Annotated in this window: 11 protein-coding genes and 1 tRNA gene; 4 read left to right on the top strand and 8 right to left on the bottom strand. The window is 73.1% G+C overall.

The window, feature by feature from the left end; translation table 11 throughout:
- Positions 1-115: 115 nt before the first annotated feature.
- The 4 genes from NQ707_RS05940 to NQ707_RS05955 all read right to left on the bottom strand — a co-directional run bounded on the left by NQ707_RS05940 (position 116) and on the right by NQ707_RS05955 (position 3566).
- Positions 116-856, bottom strand: a complete 741-nt coding sequence (locus NQ707_RS05940) for an amino acid ABC transporter ATP-binding protein (RefSeq protein WP_404435071.1) — start codon at positions 854-856, stop codon at positions 116-118.
- Positions 849-1523: an amino acid ABC transporter permease gene (locus tag NQ707_RS05945; RefSeq protein ID WP_058730758.1), complete on the bottom strand. Its 675-nt coding sequence runs from the start codon at positions 1521-1523 to the stop codon at positions 849-851. The genes NQ707_RS05940 and NQ707_RS05945 overlap by 8 nt, the downstream gene beginning before the upstream one ends.
- Before the next feature lie 4 nt (positions 1524-1527).
- Entirely contained in the window at positions 1528-2370 is an 843-nt protein-coding gene (locus NQ707_RS05950) for a transporter substrate-binding domain-containing protein (RefSeq protein WP_061225302.1), read from the bottom strand.
- 62 nt (positions 2371-2432) lie between these two features.
- Complete coding sequence (locus tag NQ707_RS05955; RefSeq protein WP_100464194.1) at positions 2433-3566, bottom strand: PLP-dependent aspartate aminotransferase family protein; 1134 nt, start codon at positions 3564-3566, stop codon at positions 2433-2435.
- A gap of 277 nt (positions 3567-3843) precedes the next feature.
- On the opposite strand from NQ707_RS05955, the gene NQ707_RS05960 reads away from it, so the two are divergent.
- Entirely contained in the window at positions 3844-4362 is a 519-nt protein-coding gene (locus tag NQ707_RS05960; protein WP_318247399.1) for a dehydrogenase, read from the top strand.
- A 44-nt stretch (positions 4363-4406) separates the two neighbouring features.
- Here the strand turns inward: NQ707_RS05960 and NQ707_RS05965 are convergent, their stop codons facing one another.
- Together NQ707_RS05965 and NQ707_RS05970 are read right to left on the bottom strand one after the other, a co-directional pair.
- Positions 4407-5057 (bottom strand): response regulator transcription factor, encoded by a 651-nt coding sequence (locus tag NQ707_RS05965; RefSeq protein ID WP_099049715.1) that lies wholly within the window; start codon positions 5055-5057, stop codon positions 4407-4409.
- Positions 5057-6661: a sensor histidine kinase gene (locus NQ707_RS05970; RefSeq protein ID WP_404435074.1), complete on the bottom strand. Its 1605-nt coding sequence runs from the start codon at positions 6659-6661 to the stop codon at positions 5057-5059. Before NQ707_RS05970 ends, NQ707_RS05965 begins: the two co-directional genes overlap by 1 nt.
- Before the next feature lie 169 nt (positions 6662-6830).
- On the opposite strand from NQ707_RS05970, the gene NQ707_RS05975 reads away from it, so the two are divergent.
- The gene (locus NQ707_RS05975; protein WP_404435076.1) at positions 6831-7964 is read left to right on the top strand and encodes an ABC transporter permease; all 1134 of its coding nucleotides are present in this window, start codon (positions 6831-6833) and stop codon (positions 7962-7964) included.
- Positions 7964-8818 carry an ABC transporter ATP-binding protein gene (locus tag NQ707_RS05980; protein ID WP_081101524.1) on the top strand — a complete coding sequence of 285 codons (855 nt, stop codon included), beginning with the start codon at positions 7964-7966 and terminating at the stop codon, positions 8816-8818. Before NQ707_RS05975 ends, NQ707_RS05980 begins: the two co-directional genes overlap by 1 nt.
- A 35-nt stretch (positions 8819-8853) precedes the next feature.
- On the opposite strand, the gene NQ707_RS05985 is transcribed toward NQ707_RS05980, so the two are convergent.
- Both NQ707_RS05985 and NQ707_RS05990 read right to left on the bottom strand, forming a co-directional pair.
- A complete protein-coding gene (locus NQ707_RS05985) occupies positions 8854-9705 on the bottom strand; it encodes an HpcH/HpaI aldolase/citrate lyase family protein (RefSeq protein ID WP_404435077.1) in 852 nt (283 codons plus the stop codon).
- A gap of 296 nt (positions 9706-10001) precedes the next feature.
- A tRNA-Thr gene (locus NQ707_RS05990) sits at positions 10002-10077 on the bottom strand.
- 339 nt (positions 10078-10416) lie between these two features.
- Here NQ707_RS05990 and NQ707_RS05995 point away from each other — a divergent pair.
- Complete coding sequence (locus NQ707_RS05995) at positions 10417-11094, top strand: SDR family oxidoreductase (RefSeq protein ID WP_100464193.1); 678 nt, start codon at positions 10417-10419, stop codon at positions 11092-11094.
- The last annotated feature ends 103 nt before the right edge of the window (positions 11095-11197 follow it).

Here is an 11197-nt window from a genome sequence, read left to right on the forward strand (position 1 = left end):
CGGGTTTCGTTCTCAGATGCGGGGTTCGTGCTGAGATGCCGCACGCCGTGACGCATCTGAACACGAACCTCGCATCTCAGCAGAAACCCCGCATCTCACGCGGGGCCCGCGCCGCTCAGATCGCGTCGAAGATGTTCAGGTACCGGCGCACCCGCTCGGACTCGGAGGTGAAGAACTCCTCCGGGGTGCCGTCGAAGCCGATGCCGCCGTCGGCCAGGAACACGATCCGGTCCGCGACCTTCCGGGCGAAGCCGATGTTGTGGGTGACCACCACCAGGGAGCGGCGCTCCCGGGCCAGCTCCACCATGACCTTGATGACCTCGGCCTCCAGCTCCGGGTCCAGGGCGGAGGTCGGCTCGTCGAAGAGCAGGTAGTCCGGCTCCACGGCCAGCGCCCGGGCGATCGCCACGCGCTGCTGCTGACCGCCGGAGAGGTTCTGCGGGTACTCCTCCAGGCGCCCGCCCATGCCGACCTTCTCCAGCAGCTCGACGGCGCGCTCGCGGGCCTGCGTCCGGTTCAGCTTCCCGTTGAGCACCGGCGGCAGGGAGACGTTGGTCAGCACGGTCTGGTTGGGGAACAGGTGGTAGTCCTGGAAGACCATGGCCGAGTGTCGGCGGATCCGGCGGATCGCGGCCTCGGCCGGGCGGGCCCCATCGAGGTCCACCGCGTCCTCCCCGATGCGCAGGGTCCCGTCGTCGGGGATCTCCAGCAGGTTCATCAGCCGCAGCAGGGTGGACTTGCCGGAGCCGGAGGGCCCCAGCACCACGGTGGTCTGCCCGTCGCGCAGGGTCAGGTCCACTCCACTGAGCACGGTCTGGCCGGAGAAGGACTTGGCGATGTTCTTCAGCTCAAGCATTGCTGCTCCTGAGGTAGCGGTTGGAGGCCCGCTCCACGCGGGACTGGATCCAGGACAGGACCGTGAAGATCACCAGGTAGACCAGGGCCACCTCGGTGTACAGGGCCAGCGGCTGGAAGGTCGTGGCCGCGATCTGACGGCCCACCTGGAAGACGTCGGACAGGGTGATGACCATGACCAGGGAGGTGCCCTTGACCAGGTCGATCAGGTCGTTGCCCAGCGGGGGCAGGGCGATGCGCAGGGCCTGCGGGGCGATCACGTGGCGCAGCATCTGCGGTCCCGTGTAGTTCAGGGTGCGGGCGGCCTCGAGCTGCCCGCGGGGGATCGAGTGCACCGCGGCGCGCAGGGTCTCCGCGGCGTAGGCCCCGGTGTTCAGGCTGAAGGCGATGATCGCGGAGGTCCACGCGGAGAAGGTCACCCCGATGGCCGGCAACCCGTAGAAGATGATGAACAGCTGCACGAGGATCGGGGTGCCGCGGAACAGCCAGACGTACACCGCGGAGATCCAGCGCAGCGGGGCCACGCGGGACAACCGCATCGCGGTGGCCAGCACCGCGATCAGCAGGGCCAGCGCGAAGGCGACGGCGGACAGCGGAATGGTCACCTTGAGGGTGGCCAGGAGCAGCTGGGGCAGGGATTCTCCCCAGAGGTTCAGCAGGTCGGTCATGGGTTCAGCCCTTGGTCTGGGAGGCGGAGGGAGTGAGGTCCTGGGAGACGTACTTCGCGTAGATGCGGGTGAGGTCCCCGTCGTCGATGTGCCGGCGCAGAGATGCGTCGATCGCGTCCTTCAATGCGGTCTGTCCCTTGCCCATCAGGATCGCGGAGTCCACGGCATCGCCCAGGACGCCGTCGAGCAGGCGCACGTTGATGTCGGGACGCTCCCGGAAGAACGCGTCGAAGGTGACGAAGTCGTTGGCGGTGCAGTCCACCCGGCCGTAGTGCACGAGCATCGCGGCCTCGTCGAAGCCGGTCACCGGCACGATCTGGGCCCCGTGCTCGGCCATCTGCTGGCCGTAGTTGGAGGTCAGGGTCTGGGCCGCGGAGTGTCCGGAGACCTCGTCCACCGAGTGCAGGGCGGAGTCCTTGGCCACCCCGACCCGGCCCTCGCTCACCGCGTAGGGGATGGAGAAGTCGAAGGCCTTCTTCCGCTCGTCGGTCGGGGCGATGTTGTTGATGACGATGTCGTAGCGTCCGGCGTCCACCCCGGCGATCAGGGAGTCCCACTGGGTCTCCACGTACTCGGCCCTCACCCCGAGGTCCGCGGCGATCAGGTCCGCGATCTCCTTCTCGAAGCCCACGAGCTTCCCGGAGGAGTCGTGGTAGCCGTAGGGGCGGAAGGTGCCCTCCATCCCGATGCGGATCACCCCGTCCTTCCGGATCCGGGCCAGGGCGTCGTCGGAGCCGGCAGAGGCGCTCGAGGAGCCCTCGGCATCGGAGCCGGCGGTGCCGCAGGCGGCCAGCACCGCGCCGAGGCCGGCGAGTCCCGCCAGGCCCAGGGCCCGACGCCGGGTCACCGGCCCACCGGGGGCTCCCGGCCCTGACGGATGCCCGCCCCTTCGTGGAGGACGGGCGGTGCTCATGCCGCCTCCAGGGCCTGGGTGAGATCCGCGATGAGGTCTTCGGCGTCCTCGATGCCCACGGCCACGCGCAGCAGCTGCTCGGGGATCAGGGCGGCCTCGCGGTGCTCGTCGGTGTAGGCCCCGTGGGTCATGTGCGCGGGCAGGCAGATCAGGGATTCGATGCCGCCCAGGCTCACCGCGAAGCCCCACACCCGCAGGGCCCCGAGGAAGGCGCGCACGTCCCGGCCCTCGGCCAGCTCCATGGAGAACACCGCGCCGGGACCGTCGGCCTGGCGGGCCTGGATCTCGGCTTCGGCCTCGCTGTGGGAACCGGGCACGTGGACCTTCGCCACCGCCGGGTGCGCTTCCATCGCGGCGATGACCTTCCGGGCGTTGTCCTGCTGCCGGTCCATCCGCACCGCGAGGGTCTTCACGTCCTGCAGCAGCCGGTAGGAGTCGATGGGGGAGAGCACCGCCCCGGAGACCAGCTGGGACTGGGTCATCCGGGCGGCGATCTCGTCGTCGTCGGTGCTCACGACGCCGCCGAGCAGGTCCCCGTGCCCGGCGAGGTACTTGGTCGCGGACTGCACGACGACGTCGGCACCCAGGGCCAGCGGGCGCTGCAGGTACGGGGTGAGGAAGGTGTTGTCCACGACGACGTACGCGCCGTGGCGGTGGGCCAGCTCGGCGACCCGGGCGATGTCGGTGACCCGCAGGGTCGGGTTGGCCGGGGTCTCGATGAACACCATCTTCACGGAGTCGTCGAAGTCCTCGTCGGTCAGCTCGTTCAGGTCCGTGACGAAGCGGTGCCCGATGCCGCGCTGGGGCAGCTCGATGGTCGCGAAGCGGTAGTTCCCGCCGTAGACGGGCAGGCTCATGATGATCGAGTCCCCGGTGCGCAGCAGGCCCATCGCCGCGGAGGTCGCGGCCATGCCGGTGGCGAAGGCGAAGGCGTGGCGGGCCCCCTCCAGGGAGGCCAGCGTCTGCTCCAGGGCGGTGCGGGTGGGGTTGGCGCCGCGCTGGTACTCGTATTCGCCCTCCCCGCCCGCGGTGGGCTGGAGGAAGGTGGAGGCGGTGTAGATCGGCGGGACCACCCCGCCCTGCTCGACGTCGTGCAGCGCGTGGATGGTGCGGGTGGTGATGCCTGCCAAGGGGCCTCCTCGATCGGGTGCGTCCGGTGTCACCTGAGCCAAGCATGGCAGAGGGGGAGGAAATTCCCGGGTCGGTGGGTTTGTGGGTCGCACCGCGGCCAGTATGACGTCGCGTGTCCGTCAGCTGGTGATTTCCTGGGTGTGGCGACCGATCCCGATGACGCTCTGTCGCCAAGTCCCCGCCGGCGGTAGACTGGTGGGGACTTAGGGTGACCTCACCTGCGCGCGAGCCGCGCCGCGGTGGCGTCGCCGACACGGGCGCGACGGGAAGGCGGTGATGGACATGGGGCTGACGACGTTCCTGCAGGCGCGCCGCGATGCCGCGGAGCTGGGTGAGGGCGTGTGGCGCCGCGCGCACGATCGCTTCCGCCGGGGCCTGGACCGCTTCCACCAGATCCTGGAGCGCCTGCCCGAGGGCGAGGTGCTGGAGCAGACGATCCCCCTGGCCAACGAGCTGGCGGATCTGCTGCCGCGGGTGCGCGCCGTGGCCGCGGCCGCCCAGGCCGCAGCCCCCAGCTCCTCCACGGACGTCCCGGCCTCCCGGGATGGGCGCTGGTCCGAGCTGCACCGGGCGCTGTCCAAAGCCGGCAATGCCGTCGCGCAGTGCGCGGAGGCCCTGGCGATGATGCGCTGCAGCGGCGCCTGCGCGAGCGGATGCGCCAAGGCGGACGCCGTGAGCCGGCGCGTGGCCGCCGTCGTCGAGCAGGTGGCCGCCGCCGAGGCGCTGCTGCCCGGCCGTGAGCAGCCCCAGCCCGCAGCACCCGCCGTGCCCGCCCCGGCCGACTCCGCCGCCTGAGGCCCGTCCGCACCGGGGCGGTGGCCCGGCCCCGTTGGCTCGGTTCAGAGCAGCCGGCGCTCGCGGGCCGCGGCCACCGCGGCGGTGCGGGAGCCGACCCCCAGCTTCTCGTAGATGTGCACCAGGTGCGTCTTGACCGTGGCCTCGGAGATGAACAGGGTCCGGGCCAGCTGCCGGTTGCTCGCCCCGGTGGCCAGCAGCCGCAGGATCTCCGTCTCCCGTTCGGACAGGGCCGTCTCCGGGCGGCTCATCCGCTGCAGCAGCGCCGCCGAGACCTCCGGGGCCAGGGTGCTGCGCCCGGCCGCGGTGTCCAGCACCGCCCGGCGCAGGTCCTCCGGCGGGGCGTCCTTCAGCAGGTACCCCAGGGCCCCGGCCCGCACCGCCGCGAGGATGTCCGCCTGCGTGTCGAAGGTCGTCAGGATCAGCACGGGCGGGCCGCCGGCCTCCCGGAAGCGGCGGGTCGCGGTGATCCCGTCCATGCCCTTCATCTGGATGTCCATCACGACGACGTCGGCCGACTCCCCGGCCGCCGCCAGCTGGGCCGCGCGCTCCAGCGCCGCCGCACCGTCCGCGGCCTCGGCGGCCACGCTCAGCTCCGCGAACCCCTCCAGCAGGGCCCGCAGCCCCGCGCGCACCACGGGGTGGTCATCCACCAGCAGCACCCGCACGGGGTGCGCCGTCTCGTTCCCGTCCATCATCCTCGCCTCCCGTCCTGCGTCTCCCTCGGGCCCGCCGATGGCGCCGCCCCGGCGACCCGCCCGGCCGTCCCGGCCGCCGCATCGAGGGCTGCCGCGGACTCCGCGGTCTCCTCCGAGGCGTCATCCGCGGTGCTCGCGGACCCGACGGCGTCGCCGGTCGCGGAGGTCAGCGGCAGGCGCATCCCGATCACCGTGCCCTCCTCGGGTGCCGAATCCACCGTCAGGCTCCCGCCCAGGGTCTGCAGCCGACGCCGCAGCCCCGGCAGCCCGTACCCGGAATCCGACCCGCCCGCGGCCCGGGGATCCTCCAGGGTCGCGGGGTCGAAGCCGACGCCGTCGTCGTAGACATCCAGCAGGGCCTCCTCCGCGGAGACGGTCAGGGTCAGCACGGCCCGGGCCGCCCCGGCGTGGGCGGTGACGTTGGCCAGGCTCGCCTGCGCCCCGCGCAGCAGCGCGGTCTGCACCGGCTCCGGCAGCTGCGTCGCCTCCCGGCCCTCCAGCCGCAGCGAGCACTCCAGGCGCTGCCCGCGGGCCGCCTCCTGCGCCTCGGTGCGCCGGCACAGGGCGGTCAGCGCCTCCGGCAGCCCCGGACCCTCGGGGACGGCGGCCAGATCCCGCACGAACCGGCGCGCCTGCGCCAGGTTCTCCCCGGCGCCCTCCTCGATCACGGCCAGCTGCCGCTGCACCTGCCGGGTGTTGCCGGCCGCCAGCCCGGCGCGCGCCGCCCGGGCGACCAGCAGGATCGAGGACAGGCCCTGGGCCACGGTGTCGTGGATCTCCCGCGCCAGCCGCTCCCGCTCCTCGGCGCGCCCGGCCCGCCGCTCCCGCTCCGCCAGCTCCGCCTGGGCCAGGCGCAGCGCCTCCGCGGTGCGTGCGTGGTGCTCGGCGTCGGCGGCCAGGGAGCGGTACGTGGAGGAGATGACCACCGCCAGCACGGCCCCCAGCAGCGGACCCACCGCGGCGCCGGCGGAGTAGTCCCCGCCGCCGTGGGCCAGGGGCACCAGGGCCGAGACCGCCCACAGCAGGACCACCGCGGCCAGGCCTGTCCGATGCGGGCACAGGTGCAGGAACAGGAACATCAGCGGGAAGACCACCCACACGAAGTCCGGGGAGATCGCCACCAGGCACAGCCACAGCAGCGTCACCGCCGCCAGCCACGACCCGGCCCACCGCCGCGGAACCCCGGAGGGCGCACCCTCCGGCCCGGCGCCAGGCCCGGCTCCCGGTTCGGAGCCCGGGACGGTCTCACCCCGCCCCGCCCGGCGCGCGTGGCGGTTCTCCCACACGGTCCCGGCCAGGTACACCGCGGCCAGCAGCGCGGTGGCCGCGATGGCGCAGGCCGCCGGGGCGGCGTCGGGAACCCGGGTGCCCGTCCAGAGGTAGCGGACCAGGCCGAAGCCCAGCAGGAACGCGAACATCACGTGCAGCGCGACCCGCAGGGTCCGCAGCACGGGCAGCTGGGGCCGGGTGGCCCGGGAGACCGGGTGCCCGGTCGCGGAGTGCCCGGCGGACGCGGTGCGGGACCGCCCGACGGCGCGGGCGCGCGAGGCGGCGACGGGATCGGCGGTCGGATCGGCGGGTGGGTCGAGGGGGCGGGGCACGGGATCACTGTAGCTGCCGTGGGCCCCGCCGGGCCGGGTGCGGGCGGCGTCGGACCCGGACATCAACCGAACGGATGATCCGGGATCCGCCGGGGCCCCGATGTGCCGGACACCCCCGCCGCCGGAGAGTGGAGATCGATACGGACGAGACCCGAGAAAGGAGCCCACGATGTACCTGGGCATCCGCGACATCCGCGCCGCGAAGGGCCGGTTCGCGCTGATCGGCTCGGTGGTCGGGTTGATCACCCTGCTGCTGGTCATGCTCACCGGCCTGACCGGCGGGCTGGGGGCGCAGAACACCTCCGCGCTGAGCGCGTTGAAGGCGGACCGCTTCGTCTTCGGCCCCGGCACCTCGCAGAGCGACGACGGGAAGCCCCCGCAGGCCGAGGTCTCCTTCACCGCCTCCGGGATCACCCGGGAGCAGGCCGAGGCCTGGCGGGGCACCGACGGGGTGGAGCAGGCGACGCCGATCGGCATCACCCAGACCCGGGTGGAGGGGGACTCCGCCGCCACCGCCGCGATCTTCGGGGTGCCCGACGGCTCCGACCTGCCTCACCGGGCCGCCGGCGAGCCGCTGCAGGGGACCGCGCAGATCCGCTCCGGGACCGCCGTCGTCTCCCGCACCGCGGCCTCTGACCTCGGCGTCGGGGTGGGGGACCGGGTCGCCGTCGGCGGCCGGACGCTGGAGGTCACCGGGGTGCTGCCCGACGAGTGGTACAGTCACAGCCCCGTGATCTGGACGGACACCGGCGCCTGGCAGGGCCTGACCCACGCCTCCGGCGCCGGAGAGCAGACCCCCGTCGGCACGGTGCTGGCGGTGCGGGGGAACCTGGACGACGCCGCCTGGACCGCCGCGGAGCATCGCACCGACACGGTCACGGCCACCACCCGCGGATCCTTCCAGGGGCTGGCCTCCTACTCCTCGGAGCGGGGCTCCCTGCTGACCATGCAGGGCTTCCTCTACGGGATCTCCGCGCTGGTGACGATCTCCTTCCTCACCGTGTGGACCATCCAGCGCACCCGCGACATCGCGGTGCTGCGAGCCCTCGGCGCGGCCGGGTCCTACCTGGTGCGCGACGCCGTCGGGCAGGCCGCCGTGATCCTCGCCGTCGGGGTCGTGGCCGGGACGCTGGCGGCCACCGGACTCGGCGCCCTCGCCGCCCGCGGGGTGCCCTTCACGCTGGACGCGGCCACGACCCTCGTCCCGGCCGCCGGAATCTGGATCCTCGGGATCCTCGGCTCGCTGGTCGCGGTGCGCCGAGTCGCCACCGTGGACCCCATGATCGCCCTGGGAGGCAACTGATGAGCACCATCGAGAAGATCGAGAAGACCCTGCACCCGACCGCCGGACACACCCCCGAGCACCGGGCCGGCGAGCACCGGGGTGCTGGCCATCGGGCCGACGAACGCCCGGTCGAGCGGTCACGGCGTGAGCCGGTCGGCGAGGCCGCCTCTTCGCCCCTGGTCCTGCGCGGGGTGAGTCTGGAGTACCCGGACGGCACGGACGAGGACGGCCGGCCGCGGACCCTGCAGGCCCTGGATTCCGTGGATCTGAGCGCCGAGCGCGGCCGACTGTGCGCCGTGGTCGGGGAATCCGGTTCGGGGAAGTCCTCGCTGCTGTCCGTGGCCGCCACGCTGATCGCCCCCACCGACGGGTCCGTGCGCATCGCCGGGACCGAGACCGTCGGGGCCGCGGAGAAGGAGCGGGCCCGGCTGCGGCGGGAGGAGATCGGCGTCGTCTTCCAGCAGCCCAACCTCATCGCCTCCCTGACCGCGCTCGAGCAGCTGCTGATCGCCGAGCACATCCGCGGGCTGCGCGGGAAGCGGCTGCGGGCCCGCCGGGAGCGGGCCCAGGAGCTGCTGAACCGGGTGGGCCTGGCCGGTCTGGGGGATCGGCGCCTGCACCAGCTCTCCGGCGGGCAGCGTCAGCGGGTCAACATCGCCCGCGCGCTCATGGGCTCCCCGTCCGTGCTGCTGGCCGACGAGCCGACCTCCGCACTGGACGCCTCCCGCTCGCGGGAGGTCGTGCGGCTGCTGGCGGAGATCACCCGGGAATTCGACGTCGCGACCCTCATGGTCACCCACGAGACCGAGCTGCTGGACGCGGCGGACCGGGTGGTGACGATGAGCGACGGCCGCCTGACCGAGGGTGTCTGAGCCCGCCGGTCCGTCGGCGCGGGGACGCGGTGCGGTCAGTCCCGCCAGAGGCCGTAGGTCTGGGCCAGGGTGGAGACCTTGCGGGCTCGGGCCAGGCGTGGCAGATAGGAGCCCTCTTTCGGCACGACGCCGTCCTTCTCCTTCTTCAGCATCTCCCGCGCCCAGGAGATCTCCTCCTCGGAGGGCGCCAGGCCGCGGTTGATCGCATCCGTCTGCCCCGGATCCAGGGTGAGCTTTCCCGTCATGCCCATGGTCGCGGTGATCCGGCAGGCCTCCCGCAGGCCCGCCTCGTCCACGCCGTTGGCGGGGCCGTCGATGGGCCCGGGCAGGTTGCCCACCCGGGAGGCGATCACCAGGGTGGAGCGAGCATGGGCCATCGCCATCGGGTCATCGGAGATGCCGGTGTCCTTGCGGAAGTCCCCGGTGCCGAAGGCCAGGCGGAAGGTCCCCGGGGCCTTCGCGATGTCCACCGCGTTGACCAGGCCCACCGCGGACTCGATCAGCCCGATCATCGGGGTGCCCGCGCGGGACATCATGGCGGTGCGGGTGATGTGATCCGGCTGCTCCGTCTCCGCCAGCACGATCCCGCGCAGCCCCTCCGCCTCGGACAGGGCCGCGAGGTCCTCGCTCCACTGATCGGTGGTGATGGCGTTGACCCGCACCCACGCGCGCATCCCCGAGTTCAGGGCCCGCACCACGCGCTCGCGGGCGGAGTCCTTCTGATCCGCGGGGGTGCCGTCCTCCAGGTCCAGGATGATCGAATCCGCCTCGGACTCGTAGTTGGGCTCGAAGGAGTCCTCGTTGGCCGCGGAGGTCAGCAGCCAGGAGCGGGAGAGGCGGGCGGGCAGCTGCGCGGCGCGCTCGTTGCGGTGGAAGGTGTGCGGCATGGGGACCCTTTCGGACGTCGTCGGTTCGGCTCCCCACCCTACGCGCGGGCCCGCGCGGCTGTCTGTGGGGCGGGCCGCGCGGCGTCGGCGGCGGGCGCGGCGGCCACGTTGTGGGAGCCGTGCGGTGTTTCGGGAGCCCCGGCAGTGCTCCCGAAACACCGCACGGCTCCCGAATCCGGATTGCGGCTGCGCCCGGGTGCGTCCGACGGCGTCTGGCGGCACCGGGAGGGAGAGGTGCGCAGGACGCGACGCGGGCCGCGGCGTCGTCGTGGTGACGAGGCCGCGGCCCGCGGTGGTGGAGCCTCCTGCCGGAATCGAACCGGCGACCTAATCTTTACGAGGGATTCGCTCTACCGACTGAGCTAAGGAGGCAAGCGCTGGCCGCGCCCCGGCGGGAGGGAGCGGCGCAACGCGACCATCAGGTTACCAGACCCCGCCCGGCCCCGCACGACGCTCATCCGCTCCCACCGCTCCCCGAGCCGGCGCATCCGTTCCCGAATCCGGCGATTCTGGGAACCGATGCGCCGGGTCGCGGGAGGGGGAAGGCGGGAGGAGCGGGAGCCGACGTGCCGGCTCAGCTCCCCGGGATGCCCGGAATAACGGCCCCGGCCGACCCCGTTGCACCGGATGACACGCCGCGAACAGCGGGAATCCCCGCGACGCCCCCGGGTGGCGGATGCCGCGCGGGGGCCCGCAGACAAGGAGCACACCATGAGCACCATCGGCATCATCGGCGGACACGGCAAGGTCGCCCTGCTGGCGGCACCCCTGCTGGTCGAGCAGGGTCACCGGGTCCGGTCCGTCATCCGCAAGCAGGAGCAGATCGCCGACGTCGAGCAGGCCGGGGCCGAGGCCGTGGTCCGCGACGTCATGGACCTGTCCACCGATCAGATCGCCGCGCTGTTCCGGGACCAGGCGCTGGACGCCGTCGTGTGGTCCGCAGGCGTGGGCGGCGGGGACCCGGAGCGCACCTGGAAGGTGGACCGGGACGCCGCGATCCGCACCATGGACGCCGCGGTGCAGGCCGGGGTCAGCCGCTACGTGATGGTCTCCTACCTCGGCGCCTCCCTGGAGCACGAGGTCCCGAAGGAGGACGACTTCTACGCCTACGCCCAGTCCAAGGCCGAGGCCGACGAGCACCTGCGCTCCACCTCCCTGGACTACACGATCCTCGGCCCCGGGAGGCTGACCCTGGAGGAGCCCACCGGGAAGATCGACGTCACCACGGACCCGAAGGCCCCCGACACCTCCCGGGCCAACGTGGCCCGCGTGATCGCCGCGGTGCTGGCCGATGACTCCACCATCGGCAAGGCCATCCCCTTCACCGACGGGGACACCGCGATCGCCGAAGCCGTGGCCGCAGCCCCGGAGACCACCCAGCTCGCCTGAGCCGCCCGCCCGGTGAGGCACCACCCCGACGCCGCCCGACCCCGCCCCTCCCGGCGGGTGCGGGCGGCGTCATCGCGTCTGAGGCCGCGCTGGGAGATACTGA

The organism is Rothia sp. BD8 (assembly GCF_044878465.1).
In the GTDB taxonomy this organism is placed as follows: domain Bacteria; phylum Actinomycetota; class Actinomycetes; order Actinomycetales; family Micrococcaceae; genus Rothia; species Rothia kristinae.

What these genes read in the sequence shown, in the direction of transcription:
- NQ707_RS05940 (WP_404435071.1), bottom strand. Translation starts at nt 856, where the DNA reads ATGCTTGAGCTGAAGAACATCGCCAAGTCCTTCTCCGGCCAGACCGTG.
- NQ707_RS05945 (WP_058730758.1), bottom strand. Translation starts at nt 1,523, where the DNA reads ATGACCGACCTGCTGAACCTCTGGGGAGAATCCCTGCCCCAGCTGCTC.
- NQ707_RS05960 (WP_318247399.1), top strand. Translation starts at nt 3,844, where the DNA reads ATGGACATGGGGCTGACGACGTTCCTGCAGGCGCGCCGCGATGCCGCG.
- NQ707_RS05965 (WP_099049715.1), bottom strand. Translation starts at nt 5,057, where the DNA reads ATGGACGGGAACGAGACGGCGCACCCCGTGCGGGTGCTGCTGGTGGAT.
- NQ707_RS05975 (WP_404435076.1), top strand. Translation starts at nt 6,831, where the DNA reads ATGTACCTGGGCATCCGCGACATCCGCGCCGCGAAGGGCCGGTTCGCG.
- NQ707_RS05980 (WP_081101524.1), top strand. Translation starts at nt 7,964, where the DNA reads ATGAGCACCATCGAGAAGATCGAGAAGACCCTGCACCCGACCGCCGGA.
- NQ707_RS05985 (WP_404435077.1), bottom strand. Translation starts at nt 9,705, where the DNA reads ATGCCGCACACCTTCCACCGCAACGAGCGCGCCGCGCAGCTGCCCGCC.
- NQ707_RS05995 (WP_100464193.1), top strand. Translation starts at nt 10,417, where the DNA reads ATGAGCACCATCGGCATCATCGGCGGACACGGCAAGGTCGCCCTGCTG.